The organism is Paenibacillus sp. PL91 (genome assembly GCF_012935325.2).
Lineage (GTDB): Bacteria > Bacillota > Bacilli > Paenibacillales > Paenibacillaceae > Pristimantibacillus.
On record NZ_JABBYG020000017.1, the window covers coordinates 58,672 to 75,477 of the forward strand.

Annotated in this window: 18 protein-coding genes and 1 riboswitch; of the genes, 12 read left to right on the forward strand and 6 right to left on the reverse strand. The window is 39.0% G+C overall.

The window, feature by feature from the left end:
• The first annotated feature begins 143 nt into the window (after positions 1-143).
• Positions 144-917, forward strand: a complete 774-nt coding sequence (locus HI950_RS27705; protein WP_169088591.1) for a LytR/AlgR family response regulator transcription factor — start codon at positions 144-146, stop codon at positions 915-917.
• A 100-nt stretch (positions 918-1,017) separates the two neighbouring features.
• Here the strand turns inward: HI950_RS27705 and HI950_RS36515 are convergent, their stop codons facing one another.
• Positions 1,018-1,146: a hypothetical protein gene (locus HI950_RS36515; protein WP_262985732.1), complete on the reverse strand. Its 129-nt coding sequence runs from the start codon at positions 1,144-1,146 to the stop codon at positions 1,018-1,020.
• A 150-nt stretch (positions 1,147-1,296) separates the two neighbouring features.
• Here HI950_RS36515 and HI950_RS27710 point away from each other — a divergent pair, with 150 nt between their 5' ends.
• On the forward strand, positions 1,297-1,836 hold the full coding sequence (locus HI950_RS27710) for a hypothetical protein (RefSeq protein ID WP_169088589.1): 540 nt from the start codon (positions 1,297-1,299) through the stop codon (positions 1,834-1,836).
• 18 nt (positions 1,837-1,854) lie between these two features.
• Positions 1,855-2,115: a hypothetical protein gene (locus tag HI950_RS27715; protein ID WP_169088587.1), complete on the forward strand. Its 261-nt coding sequence runs from the start codon at positions 1,855-1,857 to the stop codon at positions 2,113-2,115.
• A gap of 394 nt (positions 2,116-2,509) precedes the next feature.
• Here the strand turns inward: HI950_RS27715 and HI950_RS27720 are convergent, their stop codons facing one another.
• On the reverse strand, positions 2,510-3,040 hold the full coding sequence (locus HI950_RS27720; protein ID WP_169088585.1) for an ATP-dependent DNA ligase: 531 nt from the start codon (positions 3,038-3,040) through the stop codon (positions 2,510-2,512).
• 611 nt (positions 3,041-3,651) lie between these two features.
• Between HI950_RS27720 and HI950_RS27725 the strand changes: the two genes are divergently transcribed.
• The 6 genes from HI950_RS27725 to HI950_RS27750 all read left to right on the forward strand — a co-directional run bounded on the left by HI950_RS27725 (position 3,652) and on the right by HI950_RS27750 (position 10,083).
• On the forward strand, positions 3,652-4,296 hold the full coding sequence (locus HI950_RS27725; protein WP_169088583.1) for a stalk domain-containing protein: 645 nt from the start codon (positions 3,652-3,654) through the stop codon (positions 4,294-4,296).
• A 703-nt stretch (positions 4,297-4,999) separates the two neighbouring features.
• Positions 5,000-5,512, forward strand: coding sequence for a hypothetical protein (locus HI950_RS27730; protein WP_169088582.1), 513 nt, complete (start codon positions 5,000-5,002; stop codon positions 5,510-5,512).
• A 693-nt stretch (positions 5,513-6,205) separates the two neighbouring features.
• A riboswitch (ZMP/ZTP riboswitch) is annotated at positions 6,206-6,285 on the forward strand.
• A gap of 268 nt (positions 6,286-6,553) precedes the next feature.
• Positions 6,554-7,522, forward strand: a complete 969-nt coding sequence (locus HI950_RS27735) for a phosphoribosylaminoimidazolesuccinocarboxamide synthase (RefSeq protein WP_169088580.1) — start codon at positions 6,554-6,556, stop codon at positions 7,520-7,522.
• Between the two features lie 104 nt (positions 7,523-7,626).
• Positions 7,627-8,292, forward strand: a complete 666-nt coding sequence (locus tag HI950_RS27740) for an HAD family hydrolase (RefSeq protein ID WP_169088578.1) — start codon at positions 7,627-7,629, stop codon at positions 8,290-8,292.
• A gap of 442 nt (positions 8,293-8,734) precedes the next feature.
• A complete protein-coding gene (locus HI950_RS27745; RefSeq protein WP_169088576.1) occupies positions 8,735-9,238 on the forward strand; it encodes a GNAT family N-acetyltransferase in 504 nt (167 codons plus the stop codon).
• Positions 9,239-9,594: 356 nt separating this feature from the next.
• Positions 9,595-10,083, forward strand: a complete 489-nt coding sequence (locus HI950_RS27750) for a hypothetical protein (RefSeq protein ID WP_169088574.1) — start codon at positions 9,595-9,597, stop codon at positions 10,081-10,083.
• A gap of 77 nt (positions 10,084-10,160) precedes the next feature.
• Here HI950_RS27750 and HI950_RS27755 read toward each other — a convergent pair whose 3' ends face one another.
• On the reverse strand, positions 10,161-10,937 hold the full coding sequence (locus HI950_RS27755; protein ID WP_169088573.1) for a DUF4367 domain-containing protein: 777 nt from the start codon (positions 10,935-10,937) through the stop codon (positions 10,161-10,163).
• Complete coding sequence (locus HI950_RS27760; RefSeq protein ID WP_169088571.1) at positions 10,934-11,509, reverse strand: RNA polymerase sigma factor; 576 nt, start codon at positions 11,507-11,509, stop codon at positions 10,934-10,936. The genes HI950_RS27755 and HI950_RS27760 overlap by 4 nt, the downstream gene beginning before the upstream one ends.
• A 342-nt stretch (positions 11,510-11,851) precedes the next feature.
• Between HI950_RS27760 and HI950_RS27765 the strand changes: the two genes are divergently transcribed.
• Positions 11,852-12,595, forward strand: coding sequence for a C39 family peptidase (locus tag HI950_RS27765; RefSeq protein ID WP_169088569.1), 744 nt, complete (start codon positions 11,852-11,854; stop codon positions 12,593-12,595).
• Positions 12,596-12,668: 73 nt separating this feature from the next.
• Positions 12,669-13,889 carry a hypothetical protein gene (locus HI950_RS27770; protein WP_169088567.1) on the forward strand — a complete coding sequence of 407 codons (1,221 nt, stop codon included), beginning with the start codon at positions 12,669-12,671 and terminating at the stop codon, positions 13,887-13,889.
• Positions 13,890-14,650: 761 nt separating this feature from the next.
• Here HI950_RS27770 and HI950_RS27775 read toward each other — a convergent pair.
• The gene (locus HI950_RS27775; RefSeq protein ID WP_223285542.1) at positions 14,651-14,881 is read right to left on the reverse strand and encodes a transcriptional regulator; all 231 of its coding nucleotides are present in this window, start codon (positions 14,879-14,881) and stop codon (positions 14,651-14,653) included.
• A 373-nt stretch (positions 14,882-15,254) separates the two neighbouring features.
• Here HI950_RS27775 and HI950_RS27780 point away from each other — a divergent pair, with 373 nt between their 5' ends.
• Positions 15,255-15,632 carry a hypothetical protein gene (locus HI950_RS27780; RefSeq protein WP_169088563.1) on the forward strand — a complete coding sequence of 126 codons (378 nt, stop codon included), beginning with the start codon at positions 15,255-15,257 and terminating at the stop codon, positions 15,630-15,632.
• Positions 15,633-16,020: 388 nt separating this feature from the next.
• On the opposite strand, the gene HI950_RS27785 is transcribed toward HI950_RS27780, so the two are convergent.
• Entirely contained in the window at positions 16,021-16,194 is a 174-nt protein-coding gene (locus tag HI950_RS27785) for a hypothetical protein (protein ID WP_169088561.1), read from the reverse strand.
• Positions 16,195-16,806: the final 612 nt, after the last annotated feature.

Genomic DNA, 16,806 nt, shown 5'->3' on the forward strand with positions numbered 1-16,806 from the left:
GTTAAAGGACTTGTGCCTATAGACCTATTATAAAGCCTATTCTAGGAATAAGGGACCATATTCATTTATGGTCCAAAGTTCGTCATATTTGGTAAATATTTTGTCGAAAAAAGATAAAGAATGTCGATCGATGGGGTGCCGTTTTGAAAAGAAATTTATCCGTAATTATAGCTGAGGATCAGGAGGATTCTAGAGCGTTATTAGAATATTATGCTAGGCACCTTGACTTGAAAATAGTAAGTTCGATTGGATCAGGTGATTGGCTTGTTGAGGATTGCATACAATATGAACCCGATTTATTGTTCTTGGATATAGGTTTACATGGTATAGATGGAATTGCAGCTTACAAGAAAGTTTTGGAAAACGGCTTTTCACCGTATTTGATTATAGTCTCTGGTACGCAAGACTTGAATCAGGTATTAGAAGGAATGGCAATGAACTGTGTTGATTTTGTACCAAAACCTATTTCGCTTGAACGAATTTCAGCTGCGGTTGAAAAAGCACGGATGATGATTGAAAAAGACATGGTCTATACAAATGCTCCAACAAGCAATGTTATTCAATTAAAAAGTAACTATCGAACAACCTTTATTACCGAAAATAATTTATTATACGTTACAAAAATTAAGGGAGGACATAGGACGATTGTCAATGTCGATGGTGGTAAAGAAGGGGGCATTGAAACGACTAATTCCATAACTGATATTCAAAGTCAATGTTCTGAGTACATATTCGCACCAAATCAATCAAGCTTAGTTAATCTGAAGTTTATTAAATCTGTTTATGCAAGTGATAATTTTTTCGGAACATATGTTATTCAAATGATGACTACTAATAATATTGAGTTCCATTTAACACGTAGAAAGAGGAAAGAGTTCGAAGTGTTATATTCAAAATATCAATCTGAAATTAGATGAATTCGAAACGTTTGCCGTAGCTCGATCTGGCATTCCCTCGATCGTATAGAAGAGTTTTCAACTGTAAAAAATAAGAGTTGTCCATAAACGCGGACAACTCTTATTTTGATTTTGTCTTTTTTCTTTTTTTCAAAGGTAATCCGGCTTCTTTCGCATATGAAAGCACATCTTTACCGAAATTCTTTTTATCTAACAGTGACCATTTAGAATATGGCTTTGTTATGGCCAACCATAAGCACCCTTTCTAAGTAAAGAATATGTGCTTAGTATGGACAAACTTTCAGCATATTATTCGCCTCCCTCCACATAAAAATAATCTAAGATAGCTGGCACAGAGGAACTCCGTTCCTAAGTTATTATTTGAGGGAGTGTTGAAAGCATGAAGATGAATAGAGGAGGAGCAGAGCAAAAACGTAAGACAAGATCGGACAAGAAGGTTGCGGTAGCGCCGAACATTAGTGATAATTACCGGGTTTGGATTCATCGATTAGCACGGCGGTTAGAAATTCCTGAGGGTGAGGTCGGTGCTAAACTCGTCGTTGCTGCGCTAGATGATGAAAAATGCATAGAATTTTTTAGAGCCTATTTCCGAAGGTCTTATCGTATTCATGATCATCATATTATGTATCCATTATTTAACCCCGCAAACATTTATGATTATTTAGATATGAATACTGATCGGCACGGTCGATTTAAACTGAAGTTTTCTAAAACCATAGCAGAACGTTTGACTGAATTTCAAATAGCGTTAGGTATTTCTTTCTTTGCTCATGGGGTTAAGGCATTGCTCGAGTATGCTCTAACCGAGCCAAGAATTGTACAAACGGTGGCTCCAGGAGTCGACTTTTCAGAATATAGAAAAACGTTACCACCGGGAAACATCAATCCTAATCCTAATGTTTGGAGCATTTTTAAATAAGAAAGGAGGGACATGCCGGTGGGTATAATACGTAAGTTTATTGATCCTTATCTTCAGTACCGCACATTGTTAATTGGCTTAAAAAGAAACGATTATAATAAGCTTCAAATGATAGCGGATGACCTAAATGATCATGTCAAAGGGGAGTATGAGTTTACACCAGAAATAATTGCTTCCAGAGTTATGAAGACTTTCATTGATGAGGCTTATGCGGATAGTACAAAGAGGATCGTTAAAGCGATTCTACCCGAAGCTTCTACTGTGCGCCGACGCCAATAAAAAGGATTTGTCTCCCATTAGCGGGGTCTGATTGAACCTAGAAAAGTGTAACTAAGAACCACAATACGCCCGCTAATAGGATTAATAAATTCTATAAAATAAACTCTAGAAATATCGGGGTTCAAATTCCCGCTCCGTAATAATCCTCAATGCTAAAATTGACATCGAATCAAAGTACAAAAACAAATCATCCTCAAATATGCCGGCAATGGATATAAGTGCTTGTCCTCGACAACAACAGCCCTTATCACAACCTTTAACCAGATTGAACGATCCGATTATCGAACACAAAGAACCCAGTTACGCCCTCTAACAGATGAATTCTATAAGACAAACTTTACAAACAGAATTCCTCGAATTTCGGAGTACGTAATTTTCCATCTTTAGTGAAGCATTAGAATTTTATTTTGCAAGTTATTACTGGTTCAAGAAAGCGCCAATCCTTATTTTCTCCCCGAACGAGCTGCTTGGATATCTGACTAAATGCACGAATCACATCCGAATGAGGTGGAAACTCCATCACACCTACATAATTATTATTGACCGACAACCCCCAGCCAAATCCGCCTTTAAGCCTTACAGACGCTATTTGGCAATTAATGTACTGATAAGCCTTTACCTTTACCACATCTTTAGAGCGTGTATCTAAGAGCATGGGTGCTTCCGGATTGTATTGACAGATCCCCTCTAGTCCAAGCTCTTTCGCTTTCAAGAAGAGTGCTTGGCCATCTTCATATATAGGGGTTACTGAAAGGGTCTCTGAAGACTGTATTATTGCCGATAGGGCCTCTCTGCGCTCCATAAAGCCCTTATTCAGCATAGAGTCACCATTTAAATAAAGTATATCCCATAAGGGGAAATGAGCCTTTAGTGTTGTGGCTATTTGCTTTACAGCAGATTCTTTCTTGGTATTAAATCTAATCATTGCATCGTCCCACTGATTTCCTCACTGGTCAGGTCGAATCGATTGGTGATTAGAACGAGTAGATTCTCTTCCGAATCTTCGGTTTGTATCATGCGAAGATCGTGTTTGACCCGTTTTTGTGGTGACCCAATTATAACGGATCGGAAGTTTATGCAACGCTAGTGCCTTTTCTTAAATTGTTGTATTGTAAAAGCTTTCCTCGAGTGCGAGAAAAAATACCTAAAATTTATTTTTAGATTATTGTAATAACTATTTTGTGGATGTATCCGAAATGCAACAATAATGAATCATTCCCCGAGGTCAAAATTTTACCTCTCCGAAGTCAGAATCTCTCCTTTAATGCCCCGGCAATTAGATTATGATTAGTTCAACTTGTCGCCTCCGCCACAGTTAATGTAAGTTAAAACATGCGAAGAAATGCTTTATGCAACCACTTTTGGTTCGCAAATTGAGGATTGGGAATAAAGCAGGAAAGTGCAAACGTATGTTCGCACTTAAAAAGTGAAACCGGCAAAAAAATTTTTTTTGAAATTTAGACCCCTATATAGGCTTTTTAACCATTTGTATAGTAGAATGGATTTACTATAAAACTACCAATTGGGGGAACTTCTATGAAAAAGAAATTGCTTATTTTGCTTGCCGCGGTGCTTCTGGTGGCAGTGTCAGCCACGGCCGGCGCGTATGCGGCAACAAAGATGAAGATCACAGTGAACGGAAAGAGTACAAGTATTCAGCCAAAAATTATAAACAATGTTTCTTATCTCCCTATCAGAGACATGTCGAATCTGCTTGGGATTGATATAAACTACATAAAGAGCACGAATACAATTGAACTGAGCACAGAAAATAAAAATGCGATGCCTGATCCTATCGAAGCACCTTCGGATGAAGATGCAAGCGACATAGGTCAAGGCGAGTGGCTGCCGAATCCGGAAGATATCGACGCTGCAAACAGAGTGTTTGGATTAATTTATGGCCTCGAAGACGCAATGAATAGCTATCACAGCAACAACTCAAATGCAACTGAAACAAAACAAGCGGTTGCTGATGCAAAAAAGAATATCTATTCGTACTTTGCAATATTAAATAAATCAGAAATACCACAGGTGAAAAATTATGCGACCACTGCTGAAGCTGCCCTAGATGCTTTTGAAGCAGGAATAACAAGCAGCAGCGTCATAGACAACGAAAGAATTAAAGCGGCATTGCAAGCATTCACGAAAGCACATATGGAATTGTCTAAACTAATTGGATAAAGGATCGACCGGCTGCCCGCAAACAATTGGGGCAGCTTTATTTATACTTTAACAATGTAATGCTTTACAGTTTTAATTTTAACGCACTACTGCACAAAAGGAGTATTTTGTTCGCCAACATTAAAAGACGCCACGAGGCGTCTTTTGCTTCTTCCTGCCTGTTGTCGGATGACAAGAACTTGATCCCATACTTAGCGAATAAGCAAAATAAGCAAAAAAAAATGCAGCTCGTTTTCCTACGTTTTGATCGTAGTCCAAGTTAATTAATAAACCTAATCGGTGTCTGTTTTTCGAATGAGTTAAGTCACTACATCAGTAAAGGATGCCTGAATCGGCATATCATGTAGATTATCTAATGGTTGCTTTGATTATATTTAATAATTCCTTATCACTAATTTTGTTTGCATCATCAACCCAATTAATTGGCAACAATGTTAACTTTTCTGTGATTTCATTGTCTGACACATTTAAATTGCTACGAAAAATATCTAAAGACGCAGCTAATACCCTATCTGGTTTATGCTTCGCATTAATTACACCTATTTTTTTTTGATGATCCTCGCCAACGACTAACAGTTTGTCTAAAGAACTCCCACAAATAATCGATTTAGAGGTTGTGGTGGGAAGCGGTGGTTACCATACATATTTGCTGGACTACACCACATCAACTCTAACATCCGACAGCGGCTAAGGAGGCAGTAAAGTGTCCATTAAACATAAGAATTATGTTGGATTGATACTAAGCATTGACCAGATTCAATTATTTTTACTGCGAAAAATAAAATCGCTTATTAATAAGCGTTGGTTCGCTCTTGAGCTATATTATCAGCCTGTGCGTTCATATATTGCAGCTAAAGAATTAGATGATATCGGCATCAAAGACTTCAGAGATCCGCAATTTAAAACAATGAAAACAAAGATATTTTACTTACATAAAACCAGAAGCAATGGTTATATAGTGGAATACATGGAATTCACATTGTTAAGGGAAATAAACTATATCCCAGAAAGTAATGAATATTCTTTTGTAATCTCCGAAGAAATTGTGAAGCTTCTGCAAGAGCATTTTGATTTAATTGAAACGTGTTTCAATAGTCCATTTAACTTAGAGGATCATTTATGGGATCAATTTCTTGACTTCAGACAGGAAGCACAAAACTACTACACTTATCGGAATACTTGTACATATGTACAAAATACTGACTTTGTGCAGTAATACTTTAAAACAATAAAGCTTTACTGTGTAAAACTTAAAAATAATCGTTAGCATTGTTCTAGAAGTTATTTCCTTTCTGGTGCACGTTTATGAGTTCTCATCAATTGCCCAAAAGGGCTCAGACCCATCCGCTAAACGCTATCGGTCTCCACACCTTGGACAGGTATAACGAAGGAATGTAAGGGCATTGACCCGTTGAGTTGTGGGAGGGTGAACCTCCAGGGATCATGTGGAGTATGCGTGCAGTAGAGATAGACTGGGGAATATTTCCTGCATGTTCCTCTATTTCCGCATGCTCAGCCCACCACCTCAACCGGCAGCAACTGCGTTGCTTCCTGAGATGGACTTGATCCAAGGTGACGAAATCCTGCGAATGAGTGAGTATATGTGAGATAAATTCTTAAAACCGAGGGACGGGTAACGAGAGTTACATGATAATCGTGTCAGAAGTAAATAAAGCTCTAGACTGAAAATTATCAAGACCTTGGTCGAGAAAAATGTATTAAAATATGGGGATTTACATATTACGCATAACTAATATGTAGGTTCTTTATTTTCCGGCATGAGAGATAAACATTAGTTGAGGATTAATCGTTACGCAAACTGGCAGGTTAGTACCAATAAGCACGATGTAAAATATAAACAAAAACAGTATTGGAAATAATGGAATTGTCTGATATTATTAAATTGTATTAAAATATGTGTGACTGGCGTAACGTAGGACAACTACGGGGGAGCACATATTTCATAAGCCGTACGCCTGGGCAAAGTATTTGATCTTAGATCAGATGCTTTTTTTTATTTCAATTATTGAAAAGTCAGGTGCATATGCATGAAGTGGCTTATATTCTGTTCGACTAGATGACGACATTAGATTTTGTTGGCTTTTACGAAACTTTGTCTTGGTTAAGAACTCTAAAAGCCAAGAAGGAGTACCCTGTGATCTCTGTTCAAACAAAGAAGATTATTTTACGATAACCAGAAGTTGTTACTTAAAAAGCACTTGAAAACTCAAAATCATTATTAATCAAGGAGGCTTCCATGATATTCAAAGAAACTATTCAAAAAAACCTAATGAACTGTCTCGATGACACCTCATTTCTGAATGTACCCGGGTTCAGAAGAGGTAAAGTTCGCGACACATATGATCTGGGTGATTCTCTAATCCTTATCACCACAGACCGCCAAAGCGCATTTGACAGGATTCTTGCCAACATTCCGTTTAAAGGCCAAGTATTAAACCAGATTAGCGCTTTTTGGTTTGAAAATACCTCGGATATAGTAAGTAACCACGTTATAAAAATCCCGGACCCGAATGTTACTATAGGAAAAAAATGCAAGGTAATTCCGGTCGAATTCGTAATGCGAGCCTATCTTACGGGCTCGACTGATACCTCGGCTTGGGTCCAATACTCACAAGGTATCCGAGACATATGTGGCAACATCCTACCCGATGGAATGAAGAAAAACCAGAAGTTCGAGAAACCGATCCTGACTCCGACAACGAAATCAGCAGCACATGACGAATCGATTTCGGCTGCCCAAATCGTTGATCAAGGCCTAATTGACAAAGAGACCTGGGGGTATTTGCAAAAAATCGCGTTCTCGCTCTTTGCCAGGGGCACAGAGATCGCAGCTAGGAACGGATTAATCCTTGTAGATACCAAATATGAATTCGGTATTGATGACAAAGGAGAGATTCTTCTCATCGACGAGATACATACACCCGATTCTTCCCGCTATTGGATTAAAGAGACATTCGAATCGAGGTTAGCCGAGGGCAAGGAACCGGAGAATATCGACAAAGAATTCCTGCGACTTTGGTTCAGGGAGCATTGCGACCCTTATAAAGATAAGATTCTGCCTGCCGCACCTGATGACCTTGTCATCGAACTGTCGCACCGCTATATATGCCTCTTCGAAATGATCACCGGCAAGGAATTTTCCGTCGACGGTACGTATTCTGTAAAAGATCGGCTTAAAAAGAATTTAAGTGCTTATCTTATCTAAGCGACATTAACCAGACAGGGCGTAATTCGAAATTTCGGTGCATCAAATTGCAGACAGTTTGAATACGCTCATGGTTGCCGCAGCTGCGAAAGGAGAACGATACAATGAAAAAGTTCATACTCTTCGATCATGATGGTGTTCTGGTTGATACTGAATTCTGGTATTTCAAAGCGGGAGAACGCGCTCTGGCTGACATTGGATTTTCCTTGGATAAAGATCAATACCTCCGCGACATGACCCAGTCATTAGGCACGTGGTCTCAAGCTAGGGCGGCAGGTATTGATGAACAGACTATCAGCAAGCAGCGTGAGGTCCGCAACGTCTATTATCAGGAATATCTAAGAACAGAAGCCATAGAGATTGAAGGCGTAGTTGAAACCCTAGCCGAACTGTCAAAGTACGTCCGTATGGCCATCGTGACGACTGCCAAACGTGCGGATTTTCAACTTATTCATGAAAAGCGCCAGATTAGACAATTCATGGAATTCGTCCTTGTTCGCGAAGACTACGAGCGCACCAAGCCGCACCCGGAACCATACTTGACCGGCCTAAAGCGCTTCGGAGCTACCAAAGAAGAGACTCTGGTTGTAGAGGATTCAAACAGAGGGTTGAACTCAGCCGTGGCGGCTGGTATCGACTGTGCTATTGTCCATAACGACTTTACAAAAACACATGACTTCTCACAGGCCAGCTATCGGATCAAGACTCTGACTGAACTAAAGGACATTATCCTGAGCAGCCACCCGACCCGTAGCTCTTCATGTTCGTAACCTTGTTTCGAGCCATAAGCATAGGCTGCTCCCATCGCGAAGATCGTCACGCGTGGGGAACAGGATATCCTAAACAAAGTTGAGATTTGTATGAAGCTTATTAAACGAGGCTAGAAGGCATAGTAATTTTTTTCCATTGACCTAACGGGGAACGATAGCTGAATAAAGAAAGACACCGCGGCAGCCGGCCAAACGATCGGCTGCCTTTTCCACGCTAACGGGCAGTTTAGCGTCACGAAACCAACACATTAATTTGAACTATTACCCTTGCCGTTCAATTAAAATATTAGTGAAAGTGATTACATTGTCTTTAAATATATAGTACCATCCGTTTCAGCACACTTGAAGCCAGATGGGCTTACTTTTGGGAGGGCTGGAACAAGCCCTCGACACAACATTGAGCAAGTGTAAGGCGTATCTTATTATATAGGAGGTCTCCGCTATGACATTAAACTTTATACCTATGGAGTTTCAGTTAAGAAGCGATCGACTTGACCTGAAAATGTGGGAGGAATCCGATGCAGTTTGGATGAGGCAACTAGTTGGCGAGCGTGGTGTGGAGATACCTACTCTCGACGAAGCCAGAAGCCAGATCATCAATATGCGCAATCATGCAGCCGAAAGTGGCATTTCTCTACTGACTATTCGCCGCCTGAAAGAGGGCGATTTCATTGGATATTGTGGCTTGATTATAGGTCGTTCCACACTTGAGGAACCGGAGATCGCATACGAGCTTTTTCGCAGTGCTCACGGTAAAGGCTACGCGACTGAGGCCGCATCCGTTGTCTTAGATGCCGCAATCGCTACAGAGCGCCGCAAGCTTTGGTCGACTGTACGAATTTGGAATAACGCGTCCTTCCGCGTGCTAGAAAAGCTCGGATTCGAGCGACACCACAGCACATGGGACGAGCGCGGAGAGCTAGTTTGGAACGTGCGCGAGCTTTAAAGTGGGCGACCATATCGAGCAATTCGGAGTATTTCTCGTTAAGCTAACGGGTAACGATAGTTCAATAAAGCAGCAAATATCTAAGGCAATATTTTCTCGCCCAAGGCTATCGATTGTATTTGGGGGATGGGGATATTAATATTAATTTTGAAGTTCCAAGTTCTTCTCGATTCAGCCATTAAACAAGCGAGGCACGCCGGCGGCGCGAACAGCTTGATGAAATGGAGATATTTGTTCTCAGATTCTGCCGTTTAGGTTTATAACCTAACAGAAATTATTTCAATAGTACTGAAACTAAATCATTGTTAAAGTTGTTTGATATATTGCAAGGGATATTCCACTGAGAGGGAGATTATATGAAAATTGCAATAAAATCCTTAGGCACTATCACTGCAATCATTCTATTTCTTATGCTTATTTTAGTACCAACTACACCATTGGCTTCTGCTAAAAAAAACGGATCAGGAGCTTTGACTACACCGCCAACACCAGAATTTCAAATAATGGGTTTCTTTGATATCAATAATAAATATCTAGATCAAGGCGATGTGAGTATACGAGATAATAGTAACCAAACAGCTACGATAACAGTGACTACAGTAGCAAAACAAAGTGTACAAAAGATTGGTGCGACAGTTTACCTCCAAAAATGGACAGGTACAGAGTGGATAGATGTGGGTAGCGCAACAACACTCAGTGGTGATAACAAATCGTATTTCTCTAATTCAGTGACTAAAACGACTACTTCGGGATACTATTTTAGAACCCGAACATTGCATTGGATTAATCATAGCGGAGTATATGAACAAGGGGAATTGATATCGGGCCATATTCTAGTAAAATGACTATTATAAAAAGAAGCAGTTAAGAACGGATTAAAAACATTCTTAACTGCTTCTTCTTTTGTTGGCTGGCACAATAGTTATTTTATATTTTTAGCGACTTTAATAATTTCTTCTTTACTTAGACTTCCGGATATTGAGAAATAAAGATTTCCTTTTATAAAATCTAAGCTTGTTCTCCCATCGTGTGTGCTGAATAAATAAGCATCAGTATCAAATAGACTAATCGTTTCGTATTGACCAGCATCTACATCTGAGCCAGAAGTTATCGTTTCGTTAGAACTAAGAATACGAATGGATACAATAAAAGATTTGGTTGATGAATCTGAAAAAAAGGATATTACTTTAAAAGCTTTTTCTTTTCCTGAAAGGAAAAATAGTCGAATATCTGTCAAGGTAAACCCTGGTGGTACAAATTTAAGGACATGTGGACTGAATTCTAAATCATGAGAAGCTTCTTCCCAGGTAAGATATTGTTTCTCCGTCAGCCCTCCGTTAATAATATCTTGACCATCAGGTCGTTCATCTTGTCCTGGCGGAGCTGTTTTTGCATTGTGACTACTATTATCATTAGATCCAAAAATGAAGGTTACCACATTTGATTGGATGGTTTTGACAGTTTGGAAAAAAGGATTAAATGCTTTGGTAACCGTTGGTGAGCCAAACACGATTGCGCCTAAAATGAATGATGCAGCGATATAGGGAATGATTTTATATCTTGTTCTTCTTTTTACTTGTCGTCGTAATTGCAATTCGATTTTTCCCCATGACGGGTCAGGGTCAGGAATAACCGCATGGTGTTTGGATGCCTCTTCAAATGCTATGTCAAATAAATGGTCAAAATTTTCTTTTTTCATTTTGAATCCCCCCATTCTTGTAGAAACTTTTTTTTCACCGCTTCCCTTGCTCTATGAAGCTTAATTTTCACGGTTTCCTCTTTTATTTCAAGCTCAGCTGCTATTTCTCTGTAGCTCATATTTTGTTTCCAACGCAGTTCAATTAGAGCACGGTACTCTGGGTTAATGTCTTTTAAGCATTTGCCGACTGCTTCTGTCATTAACTTTAATTCAACTTCTTTTTCAAGTGCTACCGCATCAGTAGAATACTCCATGCTTTCATTAATAAAAACACTCTCTGTATCAACATCGTTTCGATATTTTTTATGTTTTCTCAAATAATTATAAGTTGAGTTTTTCGTTACAACCTTTATCCAACTTATAAGTTTTGCTTCTGACTCAAGTGCAGGCACCTTCTTGACTACTTTCAAAAAAGATTCTTGGATAATATCCTCAGTAGAAGCATGATTTTTTACCATGTAGATGATTGAGAGGTACACCAATTTATAATAGTCGCGGTAAACCATCTTCTGCAACTCTGGGCTTAACTCTCCAAAGTTGGAAGCGAGCAATAATAGTAACTTACTTTCCATGCCTCTTTCCCCCAATTATCTATGTAAGATGAGCCCCTTAATTATACTTTATTATATCATTGTTAGAAATTACTGGAATCATTTTTATATCCTTGAATATTTAGAAAATCTAATCGTATCAGACCATGGGATAAATTAAACTCATGAATTGTCAGCAAAAGTCGTGATTTTGTCGAAATTTTTGATGAGTTATAGGATCAAAGAACTGTTTTTATTTTCCAACGAAACCTACTCGACTAATGGGTTGTTGTAAATATGTAATCAAAAATACTATACGCTTGCGCGCAGCGGTTAAGTATCTATTTGATTTCATAAACATACTAATCAGGAGGCTGTTAAACAATGGTTAAAAAAGCACTCAAAGTATTGTCCACTACAGCATTAATGTTCGCACTAGTGGCACCAACGGCAATTTTCGCTTCTGGAACAGGGGATTTGCAGAAGAGTACGGCTGATGTTAAATCTGCAAAGCAGAAAACAGCACTGACACAAAAGATGGCTGCTGTAGCAGAGTATCAGAAGCAGAAACAACAGAGCGGTGGTATTGGTACAATGGCGCTCGGAGAGAGTAAGACAATCGCAGTTCCGAGTTATAAACAAGAAAAGAATTATTGGTGTGGACCGGCGACCGTAAAACAGGTTCTTCATTTCTTCAACGGTAGCTCTTCCAGCCAAACGACATATGCAACTAAATTGGGAACAACCTTGGATGGAACCGATTTCTCGCTTGTTGATAATGTTCTGAATGATAATCAAACAGATAACACTTACGTTTATTCCAGCTATACTTCAAGTGATTACACTACCTGGAAGACAGCAATGATTCTGTCAATTGATTGGGGTAACCCAGCAGCATTAGATCTAAAAATAACTTCTGCTGCGATGCCTCTCTATACAAGCACTGTTGAAGGCCATATTTTGAACTCATCGGGTTATGACGTCATTAGCGAATCAAATAAAAAGTTACGTTTAACGGATCCTTTCGATCAAGGTGGTCGTGGCGTTACAATCGGTAACGTTTGGCATCCTTTTGATGGTGTATGGCAAGCTAATCAGGCTCATTTCCGTAAAGCAATTATCTGGTAAACTATATTTGAGTTCATATCCGATAGGAGGTGGCCATTCCACCTCCTATTCCTCTTACAGAAGGAGAATTCTAATGAAGAAAAATATCGTCTTAATGACTTGTTTTATAATCCTTGCAGGTACAATTGGCTTAGGTATTTGGATATTCAGAGATGATGGTAGTGAAAAGACGATCGAAATAATACCTAGTGAAACGGGAGAGCAGATAGTTGATCTCCCAAGTGAGGATCCACCGTTGAATACCGCTGATTCTTCAGTTGATTCTCCAGTGACTGTTGGACCTAGTGAGCAGATTTTAATAGATAAAATTAAGCTCCAAAGGCCCGAATTTGAAGGTACTTTCATTGCTCCAAGTTATGTCGATAAAAATATAGTCGCTTTCGAGGTAGATAATAGTAATGAAAGATCAAGTTACATTAGCACCATATCTAGGGATGATGAAACTGCTTACAGCAAAATATATGTCGCGCCTGGGAATGGAATTATTAATTCACTAGTAGGCGTCGATGCACGATTGTTTTGGGTAGAATACAGTCGGAAACGACAAAACAATATGAAGTGGGAAATCAAAACTATGCTTATAGGATCAAAAAAACAAGTCGAAGTGTTACGGTCCGGTATAAGTAAAGATGAAATCAATCCACCTTTGCTCCGTGTTAATGAAAATCGTATCACTTGGATAGAAAGTGATATTCGAAATAATATTGTTTATAGTACAGCAATTATATACGATGTAACGACAAAAAAAATCACTGAAATTGCGGCAGCAACGCTCGATGAGACAAAAGTACGTAAGGGCGAATTCTTTGTGATTCAGCAACCAACCAGTCAGGGTCTACTAATTCAAAAATCCTTATTTAATGGAACGGAAGGTGATTCCGGTAAATCTTTTCAAATTGCTCTCTACCCCTATGATCTAAGCAATCCTCTTGTTATGAGTGAAGGAAATGGAATAATTGATTTCACTTCTAATAGTGAATGGTTCGCATGGAGCGAAGTGGGGAAGGTCAGCATAGCTTCCGCTGCATCGAAGGAAATTAAACATGTGATTAAAACCAAAGACGAGACACTAACTGTCGATTCACTCCAATTGGCTGGTAATAAGTTATATTATCGTTATTCCATGTTCCAAATTTTCGAACTTGATTTATTAAGTGGTGAGACTCTTGAAATATCGGATTACAGATTAACAACATCTAAACTATTCAGAACTGATAACTTTCTGGGTTTCTCATACATGGATGCACAGAAAAATGATGGTACTGTTGAGATGGATATTTTAGAAATTAATTAAATTTTGAATAACGGCTTTCTTAATTAGAAAAATGACAAAATGACACGAATGATAAACATTGCGAAGCAGGTGTCGCGAGACCTCGACTTATCGAGCAGATTCAGCTCCAGTTTGTCTTTTTATCTTGGAATAAAAACAATCTCTAGGACAACTTCACAAAAATTGATGGTAGTGGTAAAGTTTTTCCGTCAAAATGACACAACATAATAAAATAAAGCTACAGTAACAGTAAAAATCGCCATCTTCTTTTAAACCAGAAGATGGCGATTTTAATTTGTTTATTGTTCAAGAAAATAAAACAAACAATCTGACCCCTTAGGCTTTTTTATTGATCAGATTTAGGTATCTATTATCTCCCGTTCTAACCCAGAGAAGAAAATTTTGACGGTTATGAATGATAGTAGTTTTTATTTTCTCTACGATCGTCTTCTTTTGTATGATGTTATTCACCTCTATTCTGTATTAACGGACCGCCGCCTATATTCACTCTTTTAAGATCTAGCGCTATTTGCTGCTCTTTAGTAAAGGTAGCTCGTAGTTTACATAGTCCCGTATGTTCGTTGATGTAGATAATCTTAGACTTTCCTTGAATAGTCATGAATAGTTTTGTCCATTCTTGAGGGTTGAACATGTGAACAACTCCTTTTGAAAGCGCTTTTAAACTTAAATATTATGTCCTTGAAATGTGGCTCATGTTTCCTTCTACATACACCCTGACCTGCTCCATGACCGACATCGAACAGGTGTTAAACCAATAATGCTTACATTCTCCAAAAATCGTCTTGCTTAATGTTCGGATCAATTTTCCGAAGAGCTTGTAAGATTTTCTTCATGGTTCGCCCACTTGGCATGAGATCCGTTTTATTCGCTAATTTGCTTATTGTGAATTTATTCAGCTTTGTTTCTTTCACGATCCATTCTTGGAGGATGCCTTTTTCATCAATCCATTCTCCCAAAGGCGTACGTTTTTTTCTGATTCCAAGCATGATCATTCACCTCTATCACTAGTATGGTCAAATAATCGGAATATTAGACATTAAAAAGTGTAATTTTGGATAAATCTCTCAAAATATAATTGAGAATAGGGACTTCAATGTGCTGGAGCGACCACGGCGTAGCACTTTTGAGAAGATGTGTTTCCATAGTTGTACCGGTGGCATTACCGGATATATTATATGGATGGCTACTCTACTAAGTCTTGTGTTTAGTATTTGGGTGTTTTACAGATGGATAAAACGGAAGTTAAACAAGCGAAAATACGACCTCATATAGTTGGCTGCCTAACGTTGAGTGTCGCTTAGATATTCATTTTTTGTGCACCATGGGGTTCAAAACACAGTTTTTTTCCGTAGAGCCTTTACCGTATTGGATTCCGTTAATCCAAATATAGAAGGGAAAATTGCGGGAAAACACTCTGGATACATGAACTATTTCCGGAATGTCACCGGTTACTCGGGTAAGACGGAGGCGCAGTATGTCAACTTTAGTGATAACGGCGAAAATTTCTATAATGGATATGAGAAGAACCATTATAACGCAGCCGAAGGTTGCCGCTATGAAACTGACCTTCAATTGACTGGCTCCAATCAAGGGGAAATGATTTTCAGGGCAACATTCTCGGCGCTTTTAGGACCTGAGCCAGTCAGGCTGTTATTTGACACAGATGCAGATGGAAAGCCCAAAAGTTACAGATCTGCAACATTTAACGGTATCACACTAAACATTGCAGATCTGTTAGAATAGTTGTGAAATAATACCATTTAACAATTGCTTCTGATTGAACGTAATAGGCACAGCTTGAGAAAGACGGCCCCTTTTTTACGAGATAATAATTCCTATTATCATCGTAATTTAGCTTACTCCGTATGAAGCCACCCATTGACATAACCGGAAAATCGCTATTCATCCTGTTTCAAGAAAGAATAATGTTATATCCAATCAGTGAGCCGGCTGCTCATGAGGGTTTATCATGAGTTTTAAAGCGAAGAAGTAATACCGTAGCGCCACCCTGATAAGGTGGCGCTTTTGTATGTGCGCCACATATGGCGACTAACTAGGTGGTGAAAGTCCGATGTAGGGGCCTATAGTTACCAAGTGGTTGTGGGTGAAAGACAAGAAGGGGAACGTCGCGTTAGCCTTTGGCAACATGAAGGCGATCGGGAATATGGGGGGGGATTGTCGCCCCAGTTGATTTAACGAAGGCATCCTCATCAGCATAACCCCGGTTTCCGAGTTTTTGCATAACAGCCCGGATATACAGTTTATCCATCATGTGCATTTTATTCATTAAATTATCCAATGACACAAAACAACCCCCCATTCACTTCCAGAATTTACTGGACTTATCAGTGAATTGGGGGTATATTTGTGTCAAGAAAAAATAACACAAATATACCCCTCGAATTAAGAGTTTGTCACAATACTTCCCTCAAATAAGGAGTTTTCTTACCGCTGATCAGCGGCGGCAATTAACGATTTATGAAAAATGAGGTGAAAGCGTGTACACACCAATCCCCATGAAGCGCAGCACTCGATACGGTAATAATTATTGGGAAGCATTCAGCATCAAAATGAACCGCGATGTGCGGTTTTTTAGCGATCTGGAATACGATCATTGGATTCTCGTTGAAGCTGATTTCCTGTCAATGAGTGTAACGGAGCTAATTTCATGGAGTGGGCGCTCATTCTTCATATACATGTCGATGGCCTTTTTTCTCGCAAAAAAAATCTCTTTATCATTAGAATCCAATTTATCTTCATGAACAATCGGCCAGGTCGAAGTATCTAATTGTGTAGGGTCAATTTTCTCATTCTCGATCCATTTTTTTTTAGTCATTGACAGAGGTTTGCTTCCACGAGTTATGACTGAGGAAAAAAGACAGGAAATCGCTTTTCTTTCTCTCGCCGCAAATCGAGT